This is a genomic window from Streptomyces afghaniensis (genome assembly GCF_044327915.1).
Classification (GTDB): domain Bacteria; phylum Actinomycetota; class Actinomycetes; order Streptomycetales; family Streptomycetaceae; genus Streptomyces; species Streptomyces afghaniensis.
In genome coordinates this window covers 637,517-655,636 of the sequence record NZ_JBIRGJ010000006.1, presented here as the reverse complement: position 1 = coordinate 655,636, position 18,120 = coordinate 637,517, and the positions used below count along the sequence as shown (strand labels likewise).

Genomic DNA, 18,120 nt, shown 5'->3' with positions numbered 1-18,120 from the left:
GACGGCCACCGACGGGTGCCCCGGGGAGAGACGGTCGCCCCGGGAGGGGGGCGTCAGCCCTGCTTCTGCTTGCCCTGGCCGGAGGCCTCGGCCTCCGCGTCCGCAGGCTCCGGCCCCGGCTCCGGCTGCTCGGCCTGCTCGGCCTTGGGGTCCGGGACCTGTGTGAAGTCGACCCTGTTCATGTGCCGGCTCATGGACTTCATCAGGGCCCACACCGCCAGGGCCATCGCCGCGAAGACGATGAAGCCGAGGACGCCGGGGGTGACCTTGTCCTCGTCGACCTCCTTGGCGAAGGTGACGAGGTGCGTCATTGCCAGGCTTGCGCTTGCGCTCATGTCAGGCATTGTCGCGGACGCCCGCGAAGAGGTCGTCCTCGGGGAGGGAGGTATCGACGAGGGACTTCGCCAGCTCGTACTCCTCCGTCGGCCAGACCTCCTTCTGGATCTCCATCGGCACCTTGAACCAGCCGCCGTCCGGATCGATCTGCGTGGCGTGCGCGATCAGCGCCTTGTCGCGGATCTCGAAGAAGTCGGCGCAGGGGATGTGCGTGGTGAGCGTGCGCTGCTTCATCCCGAACTCGTCCCAGCGCTTGAGCCAGTCCCCGTAGGGCGACTCCATACCCCGGTCGAGCATCGCCTGGTGCAGGGCCTCGGTGCGCGGGCGGTTGAAGCCCTGGTTGTAGTAGAGCTTCTGCGGCTGGTACGCCGGGCCGTACTCGGCCTCCGGGTACTTCTCGGTGTCCGCCGCCCCTTCGAACGCCACCATCGAGATCTTGTGGGTCATGATGTGGTCGGGGTGCGGGTAGCCGCCGTTCTCGTCGTAGGTGGTGATCACCTGGGGACGGAAGGAGCGGATCTTCCGCACCAGCTCACCGGCCGCGTGGTCGACGTCCTCCAGGGCGAAGCAGCCCTCCGGCAGCGGCGGCAGCGGGTCGCCCTCGGGCAGGCCCGAGTCGACGAAGCCGAGCCACTCCTGCTTGACGCCCAGGATCTCCCGGGCCTCGTCCATCTCCTTCTTGCGTACCTCGTGGATGTGCTCCTCGACGTACTTGTCCCCCTGGAGCTTCGGATTGAGGATGGAGCCGCGTTCCCCGCCCGTGCAGGTCACGACCAGCACGTCCACCCCCTCGGACACGTACTTGGCCATGGTCGCCGCGCCCTTGCTCGACTCGTCGTCGGGGTGGGCGTGAACGGCCATCAGTCGCAACTGGTCAGTCAAGACTCATTCCTCAGTAAGTCGGCGCCCTGTGTGCGTCGGCGCAATCAGCGGCTTCTATAGTGACCGAACCGGGGGGCGAATAATTCCGGGCCCCGGTCCCGGGCCCGCTTACGGGACGTTCGTCCCGGCCCTGTCTGGAGGACGATCATGAGTACGGCGAGCACGCGACTGCCCGAGGGACGTTACGGCCGTTCCTCGGACGAGCGCGCCGACCGCACGCTCAGGATCGTCGGCGCCGTCCTCGCGGTGGCGCTGCTGGGGCTCGTCGGCTGGTTCGGCTACCACTACGTGGCCAAGAGCGAGATCAGCGCCGAGGTGATCAGCTTCGAGCCCGGCAAGGAGTCCGTGCAGGTGCACCTGGAGGTCCGCAAGGACGCCGGTGCCGACGGCTACTGCACCGTGCGCTCGCAGGCCGAGAACGGTGCCGAGGTCGGCCGGGCCGACTTCCGCTTCGACGGGGACGCCACCCGCATCGACAAGGTCGTCACGCTCCGTACGACCTCCCCGGGGACGACGGCCGAGCTGCTGGGCTGCCACACCGGCTGAGACCCCGCCCGAGTCACCTGCAATACGTAGCGCCTGACCTGCGTTGACGTGAAACTGGTGGCTTATGTCCTCCCCCTTCCGCTCCTGAATTGTTAGGCTCGTGGTTTCGCCCATCCGTGAAGGAACATGCTTCTGGGTAGGGCGATGCTTTGTATTCCCAGTACCTACGAGGAGCACCTGTGACCCAGACCAGCGAGAACGTCACCTGGCTGACCCAGGAGGCGTACAACAAGCTCAAGGCTGAGCTTGAGTACCTTACTGGTCCCGCGCGGGCTGAGATCTCCGCGAAGATCGCCGCCGCGCGCGAGGAGGGCGACCTGCGTGAGAACGGCGGGTACCACGCAGCCAAGGAGGAGCAGGGCAAGCAGGAACTCCGTGTGCGCCAGCTCACCCAGCTCCTCGAGAGCGCCAAGGTCGGCGAGGCGCCCGCGGCGGACGGCGCCGTGGCGCCCGGCATGGTCGTCACGATCGCCTTCGACGGTGACGAGGACGACACTCTGACGTTCCTGCTCGCCTCGCGCGAGTACGCGAGCACCGACATCGAGACGTACTCACCGCAGTCCCCGCTGGGCACCGGCGTGATCGGCCACAAGGTCGGCGAGGACGCGGAGTACGAGCTGCCGAACGGCAAGAAGGCCTCGGTGAAGATCCTCAAGGCCGAGCCGTACGAGGGCTGAACCGCCTCGACCACGTCTTGCCCGCCCCCGGCGCCGCGCGGCGCCGGGGGCATCGTCATGCCGTCGCGGACCGGTACTTGCGCACCGCCAGCGTCCGGAAGACGACCAGGATCAGGATCGAGTAGATCAGCGAGGCCCAGACGGGGTGCTGCATCGGCCAGGCCTCCGACGGTGACTGGCCCGGGTTGGCGAACAGCACACGGCAGGCCTGGACCGTGGCGCTGAAGGGGTTCCACTCGGCGATATGGCGCAGCCACGGGGTCATGTGGCTGGTGTCCACGAACGCGTTCGAGATGAAGGTGACCGGGAAGAGCCAGATCAGACCGCTGGACGTGGCCGCCTCCGGGGTCCGGACGGACATGCCGATCAGGGCGCCGATCCAGGTGAACGCGTACCCGAGCAGGAGCAGCAGGCCGAAGGCCCCGAGCACCTTGCCGAGGTTGGTGTCGCCGTCCGACCCGACGCGCCAGCCGACCAGGAGGGCGACCACCGCGAGGACGACCAGGGTGAGGGCCGTCTGCACCGAGTCGGCGAGGGTGCGCCCGGTGAGGACCGCGCCGCGTGCCATGGGCAGGGACCGGAAGCGGTCGATGAGGCCCTTGTGCATGTCGTCGGCGATACCGGCGCCGGAGCTGGCGGTCGCGAACGTGACGGTCTGCGCGAAGATGCCCGCCATCAGGAAGTTCTTGTAGTCGACGGCGCTGGTGCTGCTGCCGATCTGCATGGAACCGCCGAAGACGTAGGTGAACAGCACCACGAACATGATCGGCTGGATCAGCCCGTAGATGATCATCTCCGGGAAACTTGTTCGCCCGTACCTGCCAGGTTGCAGCTCGGGCAGCCGCCCATCCCGTCGCCCCCACTGCACCCACGGCCGTGATCACACTCCCCTGCTACCTGGGCAGCGGTGAACTTGGGGTCAACCGCACCAGTGACCAGCATCCGAGGCAGCACGTACGAAGGCGGCACTGGGACCGCTGGATAGGGCCTCAGAACCTCTAGCGCGGCCTGGTACTGCCCAGAGTCGAACCAGTGGTGGACACGCCGGTACAACGACGCATAGGCCCTCCCGCCGATACGTTCGCATCCGCTGTACTCGCTCCACGGCTTCGCGGTGCGCAGCTTCTCCAACATCACATCGAACGCTCCGCGCACGTCCTTCCACTGTCGCGTACCCGACAGGATCTCCTTGACCTTGTCCCACATCTCGTCTGTCAGCCCGGCGGGGACGGGGACGTCCTTCTCGCGGTGCCACTCCGTGATGGGGTCAACCAGACCCTTATGCCGAGGCACTCCCTTGTCCATGATCTGGACCTGAACGTCGAGCAGCTCCAGAAGATCCAACTTCTGATCAAGGGTGAAGTTCTCCGCCGCAGTGTCGATCCTGTCCACCGCGTGAAGTAGCTCCCGGGCCCGCTCCTCCTGTGCCTCCGCGTCGCCCAGCCAATCCGCTACGCGGCTCCGCTCCTGAAGCAGTTCCTCCTCTTGCTGCTTGAGCTCCGCCTTCAGCTCCTCAATCAGGGCAGCGTCGTCGTCATCGTCCTCGGCCGAGGCCAGCAGCAAGGCGATCTTGCGCTTGCGGCTTGACCGCTTCTTCTCAAGCTGCTCGTCCAGCTCGGCCAGTCGGCGCCGGTAGGAAGCCGCCCGTTCCGGAACGCTGCCCAGCCACTTGGCGATCAGCTCGTGAAGCTTCGTCTTGTCTTCCAACAAGTCTTCGATCTCGGACCAGACGGCCGCGTCGACGTCCTCAACCGGCAGCTCCCAGCAATCCTCGTGGCTCTCGGGCGATACCCCTTCGATGCGCCGACCCATGCACCGGTAGTAGCGCCCTGTGGCGATGGTGCTGCCCGTTCGGTGCGCTCCGCACACGCTCATGAGGCGGTTGGACAGCAGGTACCGGGAGTGCTTGCCCTTGACGCGCTTGCCCCGGTTGATGGCGGTGCGTAGTTGCTCGATGCGTTCCTCTGACAGTGGCTTCGGAACGTCGATACGGAAGGTCGTGGTGATGGGGTCACCGTCTTCGTTCTCGCCCGCGAATACAAACTCGACGTAACCGCGAAGGCTGGCCTCGATGCGCCGGCCGAGGTTGCCTCCCACCCATGGCTTGCCGTTGCGCTGGGTGTACCCGAGGGCGTTGAGGTGGCGGGCCGCGTCCTCCTGCGTCACGGGCTCAGGAGAATCGATCATGAAGGCGGCATACGCCTCGATCTGCTCGACCTCCTTCGCGTTGAGCACAGGCTCTCCGTCCGCGTCGAGCATGATGCCGAAGGGCGGTTCACCCAATGGCCAACCGCCGGTAGCAGCCTTCTGCATCCGGCCGCCCAAAGTGCGCTCAAGGATCAGAGCATGCTCAACCTCGGCCATGTAGGCGAGGAGCGAAAGTTGGATGCCGAACATGTCGTCTTCGGAGTCGATCCGACCGTCAGCAGTGGCCACTCGGGAGCCATGGTCGGTGACGTCGTACACCCAACGGTGGATGTTCTTCATGGTGCGGCCGATGCGGTCGAGTTTGCCGAAGACCACCAAGTCAACTTTGCCGCCCATGACGTCGGCGGTCAGGCGGTCCAGGTCGTCACGCTTGGCGAGCTTCCCAGAGACCCCGCCATCCACGTACACATCGACAACCACGTACTTCTGTCCACGCAGAGCGTAGGCAAGCCACGCCCGGCACTGCTCCTCCTGGACCTTCAGGCCGTACCCTTCGAGCTGCTGCGCGGTGGAGACGCGCAGATAGATGGCAACTCGGATAAGGCTCTGTGCCTTCCGGCGTCCGCGCGCAACGGTATTCTTTCCCATGTCAGTCCCTCCGTGACTGGCAGCCGGTCCTTGACCGGCCGACCCCAGGGGGTGCCCGCCCCCTGGGGTCTTCCATGTGATGTCCCATCAGGCTAGCCGCCTTATCAGCTAGTCGCTAGATGATCTACGCCAATTTCCGTTCTTTTTCGGCTCCTTGGGCACGTGGTCAAGCAGGATGCCTGCTAGGCGATGCAATTCACCCTCGCCCCACTCAACCGCCCGCCACCTGGAGATCACTCGACCCGACTGCGGAGTCTCCCTCGCCCTCTCGTCGCTCACGGGCACCCCATCGGGTCAAGCAACTCTTCATGTGCCAGTTCGCGACTACAGGCGAGGTCCTCGGCGATGCCCGCCGCAATCTCCATCTCAGCCGGCGAGTGCCCCGAGCCCACGTAACGCCAGTCAGCATCGGTAACGGTCGGACCGTCGTACAGCTCCGCCAGGGCAGCCCCTTCACGATGCTCTGCCCGCACCGCTCGAAGCGCCCCATAAGTGGTGGAATACCGGCGGGATTTGGTGAGCACATGCCCCCGGTAGCCGAGCGTGTGAGTCCAAGCCCGCAGGTTCAGCTTCCCCAGTTCGGCCAGGCCGCCCAGTCGCCAGCAAACAGCCATGAGAGACCGCATGTGGGAGTTCACGGGAGCCAGTCGAATGCTTTCGTAGTCGGTTATGCGATAGTCGACGCCTCCCGAATCGCCCACGCTCTTAGATACGTACTTGGCAACGTAGGCAGCAACGGCACTGTCAGTGACGGCCGTTGTTTCGGTGAAGGCGTCTGAACTGATCGGGTGAACGTCGAGTTGCTCTCCCCACCGAATCTCCCGTTCTCCGGTCGCCGGTGAATACGGGCTACGAACTTCCACGGTAGCGGCCGCAGAACGAACAGCCCCTTCCAGCAGTTCGGTTGTCGCCCAGAGCGGCGGGGGAGAGTCGGGGCCCTCTGGTCCGTCGAGCCGGATTACTGCGTGGAAGTGGACGGCGCCGCGCTTTTGGTATTCGGCGACTTTGGCGAATGAGACGGTGAGGTGTTCCCGTAGGCGGGTCTGGGTGATTCCTGCCGCAGTTGCTAGATGCCGCCTGAGGGTGTGGCAGTACCGGTTCCACAGTGAGCCGGCGGATGCGTGCCACAGGACGTGTCCGGGGTAGTCGTAGCACTCTCGGCAAAGGGGTTGGCCTACGGCGGGATCGGTCTCGGAGTGCCGTTGGCCGCAGCCCAAGGGCCGTCCGTGCTCGCAGACTCCACCGTCCCGCCGAGGGCGACATACGGCCTTCTCAGGGCCGCTGACGCGGTGCACGGCTCCGAAGGACGGCGCGGTGAGCGTCACGAAGAGCCGGGGGTGGAGCTGGACGCGGTCGGGTACGCCTTTGCCGCCCAGCAGGCCGGAGCGGACGAGGTGGAAGGTGTCGCCAGCGTGGAGGCGAGCGCAGGGTTCGCAGCGTGTCTCTCGGCGGTTGCGGCAGCGGACCGGCATACGGCCGCCCGGTTCCCCGTATGTGTCGTAGTGCCGCAGGATTTCGCCGGTGATTGCGTCTCGGGTTGTGGTGTGCCCGGCGAGATAGATGGGGTGGGCGCAGCCGCCAATGGATTTGATCTGTTCGAGCCAGCGCGGGAATCCTGGCTCATGGACGAGGCGGATCAGGTCGCGTTCCGTAGATGAAAGAAGGCGCAGACGCTCAGCCTGGTGGAGGACTGAGCGCCGCGCCTTATCCGTGGCCGGATGCATGGGGGCCCCCTTTCGCGAGGGATAGGCGCGGCGGTCATGGGTTGGCTCCTGTCTCGGCTTGGGTCAGCTCTTGGGAAGCGTCTGGATTCTTAGAAGGGTGCGATACGAGATGCTTCGGTTTACTTCGGGATCTTCGGGGTCGGCGCCGGGTTGGTCTCGTACGGATTCGCGCACATGTAGGCGACGTACCCGTAGATCTTCGCGCCGTCAGACTTCCTGGTGACCTTGCCGCGCGTGTACCAGGTCTTTTCGCTCTGCTTATAGGCGAACTGATCGAAGAGAATCTTGTCCTTCTTGTAGGCGATTCCCTTGACGGTTGCGTTCTTGGAAGGCTGCGCGCGGACCTTTGCCGCGTTGCAGGAAATCGTGGTGGTGCTCTTGTCGTAAGCCTGTGCATCGGTGGCGGCGGCGGTAATTCCCGCTACCGTGGCCAGGCTGAGAGCGGCAGCCGTAACGGAACGCTTGAGGGTCAGGACGTGCATTTGCTTGTTCTCCTTTTTGGGTGGCGAGACGGGATTGTTTCCTGTCTCGACGAGTGGCGGCTTAGCCGAACAGGGCGTTTCCGATGACGAGGAAGAGCGTCCAGAACGGATAGCCGAGGGGGGTCATGGCGAGCAGGAAGCCCGCCAGACAGATAAGGATCACCTGATGGATGGGGACTTCTCTCGATCGGGCGATCATGAAGGCGTACAGAAACAGCATGCCGTCGATGACGTACAGCGTTCCTTGACTCACTTCTCTTCACCTCTTTTCGTGAATTCGATGGGGTCCGGTTGAATCAGGAATGGATTCACCGGAGGCTCTGTGCGGGCGATCTCGGCCGCGTCCGCAGTGGTGACGAGGCGCGAGCGTGCCCGGGTCCATTGGCCGCTCATGGCGACCACGGCGACTCCCTGTTCGTCCTCGGTGATGCACTGCGCGGTCACAACGGCGTCGGCGTTGATGTCGCCCAAGGTCATCTCGGCGGAGGCTTCGTCGTGCGCCCGGTGGGCGACCCGTCCGCCGAGCTGGGCGCGCAGTGCCGTGACGCGGGCGCCGATGTCGGAGCCGACTCGTTGTCCAGCCACCACCAGGTGGACGCCGAGGGCTGCGCCGAGCTGTGCCACCCGCAGCAGCAGGGTTCCGCATGCTTCCGCCTCGTCCCGCGATTGCCGGGAGCCGTCCGTCAGGTACAGCTCTGCCAGTTCATCGACGATCACCACGATGGGCACGGGCCGTTCGTTGTCGGGCAGTTCCCAAACGGACCGTTTGCCCGCCGCCCGGCATACGCCCATGCGGTGTGTGATCTCGTCGACGACGCCGGACAGCAGGCCGATTGCCTGGGGTCGGTCGATCGCCAGGGCGGACAGCCGCCCGCCGAACAGGCCGAGTTCCATGCCGCCTTTGAGGTCGATACCGACCAGGGCGACCGGCTGAGGCGCCAGGTCCCGCACGAGCGCCGCGAGCAGGGAGGATTTCCCGGACTGCGTGGCGCCTGTGACCAGCCAGTGCGGGACCCTCCGCAGGTTGATCAGCCAGGGTTCGCCGTCCTCGATCTGCCCGACGTTCGCCGACAGCAGTTCGGGGCGCGCAGGCACGGCAGCGGGCGCCCTGCCGGTCAGAGGGTCGGCCGCCGTGACGGTGATGACGACTTCTCCCCGGCGAGGGGAGCGCACACGCACTCCGTGCACCCGCCAGGCGTGTTCCATGGCCCGAGCCGCCGCGAAGAACGGTGCGGGAGTCTGGCCGGGGTGGAGGATCACCCGCAGCGTCAGGCCGGTACGCGTCGGCATCGGCCAGGCTCGGCGCGGAGGCTTGGGTTTGAGCGCCGTCCCCTGCACCACAAGGTTCTTGCCCATCACCCTGCGGTCCGGGGTCATGCTCACCGAGAGCCCGTTCAGGTAGGACAGGCGCCGCCACGTCCACCAGACCCGCACCGCCGTCTGCGGGTAGCCGATCAGCCACCACCGCCACGGCCACGCGCGCCAGCGCACACCCCGGGCATCCAACCTCGGCTCCCACCAGCGTTGCGTCAGCACGCCGAGGATGAGCAGCGCGGAGAGAATCCAGACGATCAGCGAGCCGGGCATCAGCCGTCACCGCTCATGGTCCGGGCCAGCAGCAGCCGGGCGCGGATCATGGCCGCCTCAGCGTGACGGGCCGTGATGCTGAGCAGAAAGCGAAGGCTGTCGATGTCGTCCGTGACCGCCAGCAGGGATTCCGTGCCGACCAGGGCCCGCAGGTCTCGCAGCATCGAACCAAAGTGGCCGTCCTCGCCAAGTTCACCCTGGTCAGACGCCGAGGTGTCCCAGCCGGCGCCCATCTCCGCCGCCGCCTCACGCATCTCGCGCGCCATGCTTTCCGCCTCAGCGGCAATGCGTTCCGCGCACGGCTCGGCGCAGGCGTAGACAGGGGCTTCCGTCTCGGGGACCTTGCCGACCTCAACGGACGGGATCTTCATCCGGCGATAGTTGGCCCCGCACAGCACGCACGCCTGCCCCTCCTCCTGGGCCTTGGACAGGTGCCAGAAGTAGCGGTCCATCAGGAGTCGCCTCCGGACTTCCCGCGCGCTCCGGCAGCCGACGCCGTACCCGAGCCACCAGGAGCAGCAGCCGGAGCCGTCACGGACGTGAGGGCGTCCGCCCGGTAGGACGTGCCCGAACGGCCGTCGACGCTCCAGTCATTGGCCCACAGGTTGGTCACGCGCACCTCGGCGCCCTCAGTGATGCCCCGAGGCTCCCCCGAGGTCACGACATGGATCACATCGGTCCGGCGCCCTTCCGCCTGCCGGACGGACAGCCCCGTGACCCATGTCGGGTTGCCCTCACGGTCCCGGCGCACTTCCCCCTCCGGCGTCATCCGCGCCTCAGGAGCGATCACACAACGGATGACTCCCAGCCTCGAAACGTCAACAGGCTTGTTCTGCACAGTGGTTCACCTCGCTCACTACTCAGTCACTCAACCACTCATTCGAATGAGTGCGTTCGAGCCAACATCCTGACCCGCTAGGCCTGAGGCGGTCAACCACTTATCCTCATGAGTGGTTGAGCGCCTATACCACGCACCACTGACAAGACAACGCGGCACACCAGAGCAGACCACGACGAAGAAGGACGCCCCGACGTATGGCAGCACGCGAGCACATCCAACGCCGCCCGAGCATGTCTATGCAGCTAGCGGAGAAGGTCGCCGAGGACATCAAGCAGGGCCGCTACGAGGTGGGCGAGACGCTTCCTTCCGAGGTGCAGATGGAGCGCATGTACGGGGTCGGCAAGGCCACCGTGCGGGCAGCGATGGCGGAGCTGAAGGCCATGGGGCTGATCGAGAAGCACCAGGGCAAGGGCTCCATCGTCATCAGCACCGGAGACACCGTGCCGCCCGTCAGCGTGGACCGGGGTATCCAGCGGACCACGAAATCGAGGTGGGTCCTGCCGGAACTGACCGAGACGGAGACACCCGCCGTCAGCCGGACCTCCCTCGACGGTGCTCCGGCGATCTACCTCGGCCAGCAAGACCAGGACGCAATCAGCGTCGATCGCCTGGTGTACGACCAGGAGACCGGAACCCGGATGGCACACCGCGTGCTCATCCCCCTCGCCACGGCCGCCGACGCACCCAGTCTGGCCGAGCAGCCCGACGCGCCCGTGAGCGAACTGTACGACCGACTCACCGATGCCGGTTTAACCCTCCGGTTCACCGATCACGTCACGGCACGAGCCCCCTACCCGGACGAACGAACCGCGCTCGGACTCGGCGACGGCGGTCCGCTCCTGATCACCTACCGCGTCACCGCCAGTGCCGAGGATGGCCGCCCGCTGCTGTGCGAGGAGTTGAAGGTGCCCGCCGCCACGTGCCAGCTCACGTTTCCGGCAACGCCGACCAGGGCAACCGCCAAGCGCCCCCGCCAGCGATCCGAATCGGCGTAACTTCTCTTTACTTGCTCAAGGGCGCGCCTTCGGCGCGCCGGGCGGCTCCGGCCGCCACGGCCGGGCGTGCGGCCTCCGGCCGGTCCCGGCCGGACGGCCAGACCGCCCCGCAGCCCGAACCCGCCCCGAGCAAACAGAGAAGCCCCCGCGGAATCGTCGCGGGGGCTTTGTGCTGCCCGATCGCTCACCGGACCGGGCAGGCCGTTCCTGCGGCCCCAATACTCCTGCCCGCAGGCGCCAACTCGGATCACGGCGAAGCGGGTTGCTCAGGAGCGCCAACGCCACCCTCCCGGACGCGCGAGTCCGTGACGAAGTGAGTGAAGGCCGGTGGTACCAGGGGCGCTATGGCGCACCCCTGGACCCCGCCCACGCGTGACAACCTCACGCGCGATGCGGGTTTCGTCGTGGCCGAACTCCGTACGCGCGTGAGGTCATCACGCACGTCACCAGTACGTTTCCCACCGTTGGGGTGACTGACAGGGCAGCTCACCGTGAGCCGGCGAACGGATCCCAGGGGGCGAGCCGTAGGCCTACCTCCGGCAGGTACGCGCGTGCCTGCGAGCCGCCGATGCCGCCGTGCCGAACCCTGTGATCCGGATCGGGCGCGGGCATCCCTCACAGCGTATGAACTCCCCGCCACGGTCACGCTGGACCCACACGCGCGATCCCGCCCCCGTCTTCCAGGAGTTGCCCCGCAGCATCAAGTGCTCCCCTCCATCCAGGTGTGCGTTCAGCCAGCCTCACGACTCGCCATTGAGACGAGGCGGTCAGCGAGCAGCCGAACCGCCTCCGGACGTATCCACACCACCGGTTCGCCGTTCACTGCCGCATGCGGTATCGCTCGCACCACCCGGGCGTCCAGCCCTAAAGCCTCAACCGCAGCGTTGAGTTCCTGCGCCGCCGCGTCCGCGTCCCGCCAGGCCGACACGTAGTCCACCCCGGGCACGAACACCGCGTCCTCCGGACCCCCGTAAGCTCCGCCCTGCGACGTGCTCTCTACCATCGCGCAACTCTCTCCAGCGAACAGCCGTGTTGGTCTGCGACCGCCTATCCCTGCCACCCCGAACATTCGTTCAGATCCAAAACGGACCACGAAGTCTACTTATGGCGCCTGAACTGGCAACGCGGTTGACCAAGCCGAAGTGCCAAGGCCGGGTAAACCGCCACCGATCAGTCACGCGTTACCCATTTTTTGATCACATGCCGACGGCGCCAAGCGCAGTCGGGCCCCCTCTCCGCCGAGGCAGAGAGGGGGCCCGCATCGGCCCCTTACTGAACGTCAGGTCAGTACAGGAACTCCTCCGTGACCCACCCGACGTAGCCGCCCGGCAGACCGCCCACAGAGTCGCGCTGCAACATCACCAGATCCCATCGCTGCCCCCCGGAGTCGTACGCCGATGCGATCACTTGCACGGGCTCACCTGCATATATCTGGCCGAGGACACCCGAGTCCGTGCCCACGCCCGTACGGACCCGAAGCCCGTCGACCGTCGCCGTGCGCGTCACCACGTCCGACACATACGACTCACTTCGAGGCGCCGAAGCCTGCTGCGACGGGATCACCGCCGACGCCGCCGACACACCCACGAGACCCACACCCGCGACCAACGCACCGGACACCACGAGCGTCCGCAGAGTCTTGCGCTCCATGATCAGAAACTCCTTCGTGAAAACAGCCGGAGCGGTCGGTTTTACCCAGCCACTCATCCGAACGAGCTTCAGCATCATGCGGTCGGGCCGACCGGTCAACCACTTATCCGAATGAGTGGAGAGAGAGGTGCAGCCGTCAGACGCGAAGTGGCCTGACTCGCCTGATCAGGTCAGGCGGCCGGCAGGGTGCTCTCTGGGTCATCCCCGAGCGCGATCGTGGCTACTACACGCTTGCCCACCGGTTCGCGCCGCATCTCGACGCTACGACAGACCACCATCACGATCTCCAAGCCGTGACGCCCGGCCCGTCCCGGATCAGCAGGAGAGGCCGTCGGCAACGTTGGATCGGTGTCCCAAACACCAACCTCCAGAGCACCGTCGACCAGCTTTACGTCCAGCAGACACGGTCCCGGCGCGAACTTGTAGGCATTGGTCACCAGCTCACTTACCACCAGCTCGACCATGCCCAGCGCACGATCAGACACCGGGACCCCGTGAACAACCTGCAACTCGATCATGAAACGGCGGGCAGCATCCCGAGCTTCAGAGATCGACTCGCTACCGTCGAACGCGACGGACAAGGTCAAGCGGCTATCCAGCAGCTCGTCATCTTCCGGCACCACCGAACCCACCGCCACCTTCGTCCTGAGCAACACGGCCAACGGCGCCCGATTACCCTCGAAACAGGGCCGCACGCCAGGCGCTTACAACGGCTAACACAATGAGCCGAGTTGTCGGTTGGTGGTGAGACAAAATGGGCTGTTGTGTTTCGAGTCTGACGACTGCGTTTTCGCTGGTCAGAGTAGGGCCGGCGTCCGTATGGAAGTGATGGATCGTCGTTACGTCGCTCCCGTGAAGGTCGCGAGTGCCATCGGATGTCGGACTGCTGGAACAGCACGAGCTTGCCGCCCCGTCGTCGCGTGGACGGGTTGCGCGTTCTTCGCTCCCTGCCGGCTCCTAAAGACAGTCGTTCATCAATTAATTAGAGGCCCTAGTATCTCTGGTTTCATTCGTCGAAGTGTCAACCAAACCGGCAGACTGCTCCATTTGCGTGAAGGCCGCCGGAGTGTTGGAATAAGAGTGGACAGAAAGGCGCTAGAACCACACCGAGCGAACTAGTCGCCGAGAGTGGCCGCGCTGCGGGAGATGTGCGCTTATGGCTTCCTCCAAGCATTGCATAGTTATATCCGGAGACGCGGTCATTGGCTGGGCGCTCACGAGCAAAGCACGGAAAGAGCAGCTCGGCGAACCTGTGGGAAAGTGGTATGACCAAGAAAGAGTCGGCGTTAGGCCGCTGGAGGGCGGAGCGTGGCTTCTGGATAACTTGATCAGGCAGCTCGCGCCAGCAGATTTTCATGTAGCATCACCAGACTGGGGAGAGCATTTCGAGGACACAAATTTCAATAAATATCATCACTACTTTGTCACCATAAAGGAATTCGAAGCTCAGAAGGGGGGCGCTCAGGAGGGAGCTATCCAGGAGGGAGCTATCCAGGAGGGAGCTATCCAGGAGGGAGCTATCCAGGAGGAGACTGCCCAGGAGGGGACGGAAGTCCCCGACGGGACAAAATCCCCGGACGAGAAAAGGGGCTGGCGACAGATACAGATTCAGGGTTACAGTCCTCGGCCGAAGAAATGCGGAGGCCTAAATCCTTTGTCCCCGGAAGAAGAGCACCTCGACTACGAGATCGTGGGCGATAGGGATAATCCCGACATTGTCGTAATTGAGGATGCAGGCGTGGGATACAGAGGCAGTCATAAAGCGCATTGCTGGCCACGGTCGATCGAAAAAGACCCAAGGCATATTCCGTGGACGATTGTCGAGATTGGCTATGGCGAAGGGGATAGTGACGACGCTGGCATAGCTAAAGGAGACCTATGGAAGCGAATCCGGAGCAGTAAAGCGCGCCTTGACCGGCTAATAGTTGTTACAACTGCGGAAGATCTGCGATACGATCCAAAAATAGAGATCAGTAAGAGTCTTTCATGGGAAAGGACCGCTGAGGACTGCGTGACCGCAATACTTAGTCACCCAGATTTGCCCGGGTGTCGATATGTGGTCGTGTCCTTCGGACCGGTTGGCGCCCTACTCTACGATCGCGACCGAGGTGACTTCACGTTGTACTTCGACCGCAAGGGCATGGAAGACGCATCAAAATTCAAGCAGGGAGGCATGTGGGGATTTACCACTACGCTTACAGCGGCAATAGCCAGGAAGATGATGGATCACTGCCTGCAGCGCCGCTCCCCCGTCCGCATCGACGCTGCCGTTAAAGCAGCCCTTGAAGCCATGAGGGCGGCGTACAGCAAAGGGTATGTCGAGAGTAAAACAAGGAGTGGATTGCCGGCAATCAGTTTTCCTACCTCGACCGTAAAAGAAAGTATAGAGCACTTCGAAAAATATGGCTGGAAGGGCGGCATTTTCGGTGAGGCAAGCGTTCCGAATCCTTCTCGACGTCCGCTTGAGTTCGGCGCATCCAAATGGTCAATATTGGGAGGCCTCTCTGAGAATATCCAAAAAGTGGCAGAGAGTGTCGTAAGATATGACGTCGATATGGCATTGCCTAACGTTCCAGTCGGAGAGTATGGTGATCTACTGACGGTCGATCGGAAAGAAATCGAAAGCTTTGAATCCATACGCAATCTGGTTCGAGGCTACCGAAATGGAGCTGCGGTGACGAAGCCGAAACCGATTTCAATCGCAGTTTTCGGGGCACCAGGGAGTGGTAAATCTTACGCGGTCAAACAAGTAGTCGAATCGCTTGAATTCGATCATGAATTTCGAGAGTTTAACCTCTCGCAATTCGGGTCTGTTGATGATCTCTGGGATGCCCTACATGTCGTGCGAGATGACGGACTCAGCGGAAAGTTCCCTATAGTCTTTTGGGATGAGTTTGATTCGGAATACGGCGGGAATCTCGGATGGCTCCGATATTTCTTGTATCCTATGCAGGATGGGAAGTTTAGAGCCGGTGAAGTTGAACACCCGATCGGCCAGGCGCTGTTTGTCTTTGCGGGGGGCACCTCAGACAGTTTGCATTCTTTCGAGCGGAAGCCTGGGTTTAGAAACGCCAAGGGGCCGGATTTTTTGAGCAGGATACGAGGTCACATCAACTTGCTCGGGACCGACCCTCAGGGTCCGAACGACCCATATTACATAATTCGCCGTGCGATCCTTCTCCGTGCGTGGCTTGCAGATGAGAAGTATAAGCTCATGCGCGATGGCTATATTAACATTGATGACGGCGTACTAAATGCCTTCTTGCGGGCTCCTCGATATAAGCACGGCGTGCGCTCAATGCAAGCCCTTGTGGAAACTAGTTCTCTGTCGCGAGCCAGTCATTTCGGGCGTTCCAACCTTCCATCGCCCGGACAGCTAGATCTGCATGTGAATGCTCGGGAATTCATGTCCCTGGTGCGAGCGGATGGTCATACGTTGATACCGCGCCGACGTGGTTGGTCTCAGGGTGTTAAGCACGTGATTCGAATTTTCACCTCTGGGTGATCTTCTGCCTGTGCTCAGACCACTCCTGCGAAGCCTGTACCAGTCGAGAGGTCCAGAAGTCGGGGTCTTCTCCCCCGATCTCTCGCCACATTCGAGAGTTGGCCAAGGCGAAGACCTCTAAGGCCTTGGGAGTCGCTGTTTCCCATGCCGGAACCCTTTGGGCCCACTTTTCTGCCTGTTCTGCGGTGTGCTTTCCAGCGGCCATGAGCCAAATTACCCAGTATCCGGCGTCGAGCCAGGATGCTCCTCGTGTGGCCCAGGCCCAATCGACCATGTAGGCTCCATTCCCTTGGATTAGAATGTTCTCGTTGTTCAGATCCGTGTGGAGCAGGGATTTTCCCTCAAAAAGGCGGAGCTGAGAAGGGCCATCCACGTAACTGCTCAGCCTTTGCCCCGCTTCCCTCAGGTCAATTGGGGGAAGTTCGACCTCTCCGAGCTTCCTAAGAAGGTCCACCACATGAGGCAGGTCCCCTGACTCTGGGCTGTATTCGGCATGGCGCCCAGCAACGAGATCGAACCCGAGGATATCCCAGCCACTTCCCTTAACCCGCCAGAGCAGTTCCGGGGAAATGCCCTTGAGGAAGGGATTCACCTCGGCTTCTCGCTGCTGTGTCCAGGCCCATTTATGGTCGGAGCGAAGACCCTTCACGTGCACGTCGCCGGCATCGCAGTGCAGGCGGGCCGCAAGCTGGCTGTTGAGCCCTGAGGACACAGGGTCAACGCGGTGAATCCGTCCTGTGTGGGACTCGATGGCCGTTCGGACGGCCGAGGGCAACTCTTCAAAGGTGGTACGAGACGCCATCGGGTCACTCTCTCATCAACGCGAAGCGGGCCCCGCCGTAGCGAGGCCCGCGCCTGGACCGTGGTGGATCAGTTGTACGGGTTGTCGTTGCCGCACCCGGGCTCGATGTCGCCCGTCAGGGCGTCCACGTCGTCCACCAGGACGACGGTGGTCTCCTCGGTCGTGTCAGTGTTCATGACGCCTCCTTGAATCCGTGCTGACAGTAGTGACTGAGCGGCGCTTCGGCCTGCTGGTAGAGCTTGGCGAGCGGTCGGCAGACCCGGCAGGAGCCGGACAGCTTGCAGCCGCTACACCCCCCAGTCCGAAGCATCTGAGCATCTGCGATGAGCGGCAGATCCCTCAGGCCACCAACCCCGGTCCGCATGAGGTTGATGGGGTTCTCGCGTCCGACCTTGCACATGGTTGCGCTGCCGAACGGGTCCAGGTGATAGAAGGTGTGTCCGGCGGGGCATCCGCGGAACTTCTCTTCTCGGTTGATGTACTCGGTGACCTGGAAGTCGAGAGGGCCTTTGTCTCCGTCGTAGGACGGAGAGATGTTGGCGAACACCTTGAAGGGAATGTCAAGACTGTCCGCCAGGGCCTTCATTTCATCGACTTCGTGGGAATTGTGCTCGGTGACGATGATCGAAAGTTCAAGAGGCAGCTCGGCGGCCCTGGCCGCCCTCAGGCCCCGGATCACCCTTTGGTACGCCCCACGGGTCCGCGTCAGGGCCTCGAAGGTCTCGGCCGTGGCGCCGTACAGCGAGACCGTGACCTTGTGCGGCGGCAACTCGGCGAGGACTTCCAGAGTGGGCGCGTGGTCGAGCCGCGATCCGTTCGTCAGAATCTCCAGCATCATCCCCATGCCGTACGCCGTGCGGTACGACTCGATGAAGTGGGGATCAATGGTGGGCTCCCCGCCCGTGAACTGGAACCAGAGAACGCCTGTGTCCCTGACCATCTCCAGGAGCGCGGTCTTCTGCTCCATGGGGAGCCCAGCGAAGGGGCGTTGCCAGACCACGCACATGTCACACGCGAAGTTGCATCCCTTGTTGATCTCCCACGTGGCACGGCTGTAGTTGAGTGTCGTCTCAGGCCGGACCAGGACCGTTTCTGATGCCGGCGCATCCGCCAGGCTCAGGCCCCAGGACGTTGCTGCGGCCTCGGTGAACCACCTCGGCGGAGGGACCTCGGCCTTCACCGCGTCACGTACTTCCTCATACTTATCCCGAGGAAGCTGCATACCCCCTCGGGAGCCAGGGCGTAACGCGACGAATTTCCTGTGCTGAGGGCTCACGATCACCTGATGCATGGCTTC

General features: G+C 63.6%; 19 protein-coding genes. 4 read left to right on the top strand and 15 right to left on the bottom strand.

Features of this window, described 5'->3' with window-relative positions:
• Positions 1 to 53: 53 nt before the first annotated feature.
• Together ACH4G3_RS25515 and mca are read right to left on the bottom strand one after the other, a co-directional pair.
• Complete coding sequence (locus tag ACH4G3_RS25515; protein ID WP_397626663.1) at positions 54 to 344, bottom strand: hypothetical protein; 291 nt, start codon at positions 342 to 344, stop codon at positions 54 to 56.
• Positions 337 to 1,218, bottom strand: a complete 882-nt coding sequence (mca, locus tag ACH4G3_RS25510; RefSeq protein WP_397626662.1) for a mycothiol conjugate amidase Mca — start codon at positions 1,216 to 1,218, stop codon at positions 337 to 339. The genes ACH4G3_RS25515 and mca overlap by 8 nt, the downstream gene beginning before the upstream one ends.
• Before the next feature lie 147 nt (positions 1,219 to 1,365).
• On the opposite strand from mca, the gene ACH4G3_RS25505 reads away from it, so the two are divergent.
• The gene (locus ACH4G3_RS25505; protein WP_397626661.1) at positions 1,366 to 1,764 is read left to right on the top strand and encodes a DUF4307 domain-containing protein; all 399 of its coding nucleotides are present in this window, start codon (positions 1,366 to 1,368) and stop codon (positions 1,762 to 1,764) included.
• Positions 1,765 to 1,943: 179 nt separating this feature from the next.
• Entirely contained in the window at positions 1,944 to 2,441 is a 498-nt protein-coding gene (gene greA, locus ACH4G3_RS25500; RefSeq protein WP_010045682.1) for a transcription elongation factor GreA, read from the top strand.
• A gap of 55 nt (positions 2,442 to 2,496) precedes the next feature.
• Here greA and ACH4G3_RS25495 read toward each other — a convergent pair whose 3' ends face one another.
• From ACH4G3_RS25495 to ACH4G3_RS25460, 8 genes are all read right to left on the bottom strand, one after another.
• On the bottom strand, positions 2,497 to 3,234 hold the full coding sequence (locus ACH4G3_RS25495; RefSeq protein ID WP_397626660.1) for an ABC transporter permease: 738 nt from the start codon (positions 3,232 to 3,234) through the stop codon (positions 2,497 to 2,499).
• Positions 3,231 to 5,237: a recombinase family protein gene (locus tag ACH4G3_RS25490; protein ID WP_397626659.1), complete on the bottom strand. Its 2,007-nt coding sequence runs from the start codon at positions 5,235 to 5,237 to the stop codon at positions 3,231 to 3,233. The genes ACH4G3_RS25495 and ACH4G3_RS25490 overlap by 4 nt, the downstream gene beginning before the upstream one ends.
• Before the next feature lie 275 nt (positions 5,238 to 5,512).
• On the bottom strand, positions 5,513 to 6,961 hold the full coding sequence (locus ACH4G3_RS25485; protein WP_397626658.1) for a replication initiator: 1,449 nt from the start codon (positions 6,959 to 6,961) through the stop codon (positions 5,513 to 5,515).
• 119 nt (positions 6,962 to 7,080) lie between these two features.
• On the bottom strand, positions 7,081 to 7,443 hold the full coding sequence (locus ACH4G3_RS25480; RefSeq protein WP_397626657.1) for a hypothetical protein: 363 nt from the start codon (positions 7,441 to 7,443) through the stop codon (positions 7,081 to 7,083).
• Between the two features lie 61 nt (positions 7,444 to 7,504).
• Positions 7,505 to 7,696, bottom strand: a complete 192-nt coding sequence (locus ACH4G3_RS25475) for a hypothetical protein (protein ID WP_397626656.1) — start codon at positions 7,694 to 7,696, stop codon at positions 7,505 to 7,507.
• Positions 7,693 to 9,030: an FtsK/SpoIIIE domain-containing protein gene (locus ACH4G3_RS25470; protein WP_397626655.1), complete on the bottom strand. Its 1,338-nt coding sequence runs from the start codon at positions 9,028 to 9,030 to the stop codon at positions 7,693 to 7,695. The genes ACH4G3_RS25475 and ACH4G3_RS25470 overlap by 4 nt, the downstream gene beginning before the upstream one ends.
• Positions 9,030 to 9,482 (bottom strand): hypothetical protein, encoded by a 453-nt coding sequence (locus tag ACH4G3_RS25465; protein WP_397626654.1) that lies wholly within the window; start codon positions 9,480 to 9,482, stop codon positions 9,030 to 9,032. The genes ACH4G3_RS25470 and ACH4G3_RS25465 overlap by 1 nt, the downstream gene beginning before the upstream one ends.
• Positions 9,482 to 9,820 (bottom strand): hypothetical protein, encoded by a 339-nt coding sequence (locus ACH4G3_RS25460; protein ID WP_397626653.1) that lies wholly within the window; start codon positions 9,818 to 9,820, stop codon positions 9,482 to 9,484. Before ACH4G3_RS25460 ends, ACH4G3_RS25465 begins: the two co-directional genes overlap by 1 nt.
• A 281-nt stretch (positions 9,821 to 10,101) precedes the next feature.
• Between ACH4G3_RS25460 and ACH4G3_RS25455 the strand changes: the two genes are divergently transcribed.
• Positions 10,102 to 10,866, top strand: a complete 765-nt coding sequence (locus ACH4G3_RS25455) for a GntR family transcriptional regulator (RefSeq protein WP_397626652.1) — start codon at positions 10,102 to 10,104, stop codon at positions 10,864 to 10,866.
• A 730-nt stretch (positions 10,867 to 11,596) separates the two neighbouring features.
• On the opposite strand, the gene ACH4G3_RS25450 is transcribed toward ACH4G3_RS25455, so the two are convergent.
• The 3 genes from ACH4G3_RS25450 to ACH4G3_RS25440 form a co-directional block, all read right to left on the bottom strand.
• Positions 11,597 to 11,869, bottom strand: a complete 273-nt coding sequence (locus tag ACH4G3_RS25450) for a hypothetical protein (protein WP_397626651.1) — start codon at positions 11,867 to 11,869, stop codon at positions 11,597 to 11,599.
• 281 nt (positions 11,870 to 12,150) lie between these two features.
• Entirely contained in the window at positions 12,151 to 12,516 is a 366-nt protein-coding gene (locus tag ACH4G3_RS25445; protein ID WP_397626650.1) for an SH3 domain-containing protein, read from the bottom strand.
• Between the two features lie 170 nt (positions 12,517 to 12,686).
• Positions 12,687 to 13,172 carry an ATP-binding protein gene (locus ACH4G3_RS25440; protein ID WP_397626732.1) on the bottom strand — a complete coding sequence of 162 codons (486 nt, stop codon included), beginning with the start codon at positions 13,170 to 13,172 and terminating at the stop codon, positions 12,687 to 12,689.
• A gap of 500 nt (positions 13,173 to 13,672) precedes the next feature.
• Between ACH4G3_RS25440 and ACH4G3_RS25435 the strand changes: the two genes are divergently transcribed.
• Positions 13,673 to 16,021 (top strand): P-loop NTPase family protein, encoded by a 2,349-nt coding sequence (locus ACH4G3_RS25435; RefSeq protein WP_397626649.1) that lies wholly within the window; start codon positions 13,673 to 13,675, stop codon positions 16,019 to 16,021.
• On the opposite strand, the gene ACH4G3_RS25430 is transcribed toward ACH4G3_RS25435, so the two are convergent.
• A complete protein-coding gene (locus ACH4G3_RS25430) occupies positions 16,008 to 16,823 on the bottom strand; it encodes an aminoglycoside phosphotransferase (protein WP_397626648.1) in 816 nt (271 codons plus the stop codon). The two genes, ACH4G3_RS25435 and ACH4G3_RS25430, sit on opposite strands and share 14 nt — an antisense overlap.
• Before the next feature lie 172 nt (positions 16,824 to 16,995).
• Positions 16,996 to 18,114: a radical SAM protein gene (locus ACH4G3_RS25425; protein ID WP_397626647.1), complete on the bottom strand. Its 1,119-nt coding sequence runs from the start codon at positions 18,112 to 18,114 to the stop codon at positions 16,996 to 16,998.
• Positions 18,115 to 18,120 lie beyond the last annotated feature (6 nt).

Coding starts and splice junctions, on each gene's coding strand:
- ACH4G3_RS25515 (WP_397626663.1), bottom strand. CDS start 344: ATGCCTGACATGAGCGCAAGCGCAAGCCTGGCAATGACGCACCTCGTC.
- ACH4G3_RS25505 (WP_397626661.1), top strand. CDS start 1,366: ATGAGTACGGCGAGCACGCGACTGCCCGAGGGACGTTACGGCCGTTCC.
- ACH4G3_RS25495 (WP_397626660.1), bottom strand. CDS start 3,234: ATGATCATCTACGGGCTGATCCAGCCGATCATGTTCGTGGTGCTGTTC.
- ACH4G3_RS25490 (WP_397626659.1), bottom strand. CDS start 5,237: ATGGGAAAGAATACCGTTGCGCGCGGACGCCGGAAGGCACAGAGCCTT.
- ACH4G3_RS25485 (WP_397626658.1), bottom strand. CDS start 6,961: ATGCATCCGGCCACGGATAAGGCGCGGCGCTCAGTCCTCCACCAGGCT.
- ACH4G3_RS25480 (WP_397626657.1), bottom strand. CDS start 7,443: ATGCACGTCCTGACCCTCAAGCGTTCCGTTACGGCTGCCGCTCTCAGC.
- ACH4G3_RS25470 (WP_397626655.1), bottom strand. CDS start 9,030: ATGCCCGGCTCGCTGATCGTCTGGATTCTCTCCGCGCTGCTCATCCTC.
- ACH4G3_RS25465 (WP_397626654.1), bottom strand. CDS start 9,482: ATGGACCGCTACTTCTGGCACCTGTCCAAGGCCCAGGAGGAGGGGCAG.
- ACH4G3_RS25455 (WP_397626652.1), top strand. CDS start 10,102: ATGTCTATGCAGCTAGCGGAGAAGGTCGCCGAGGACATCAAGCAGGGC.
- ACH4G3_RS25450 (WP_397626651.1), bottom strand. CDS start 11,869: ATGGTAGAGAGCACGTCGCAGGGCGGAGCTTACGGGGGTCCGGAGGAC.
- ACH4G3_RS25445 (WP_397626650.1), bottom strand. CDS start 12,516: ATGGAGCGCAAGACTCTGCGGACGCTCGTGGTGTCCGGTGCGTTGGTC.
- ACH4G3_RS25435 (WP_397626649.1), top strand. CDS start 13,673: ATGGCTTCCTCCAAGCATTGCATAGTTATATCCGGAGACGCGGTCATT.
- ACH4G3_RS25430 (WP_397626648.1), bottom strand. CDS start 16,823: ATGGCGTCTCGTACCACCTTTGAAGAGTTGCCCTCGGCCGTCCGAACG.
- ACH4G3_RS25425 (WP_397626647.1), bottom strand. CDS start 18,114: ATGCATCAGGTGATCGTGAGCCCTCAGCACAGGAAATTCGTCGCGTTA.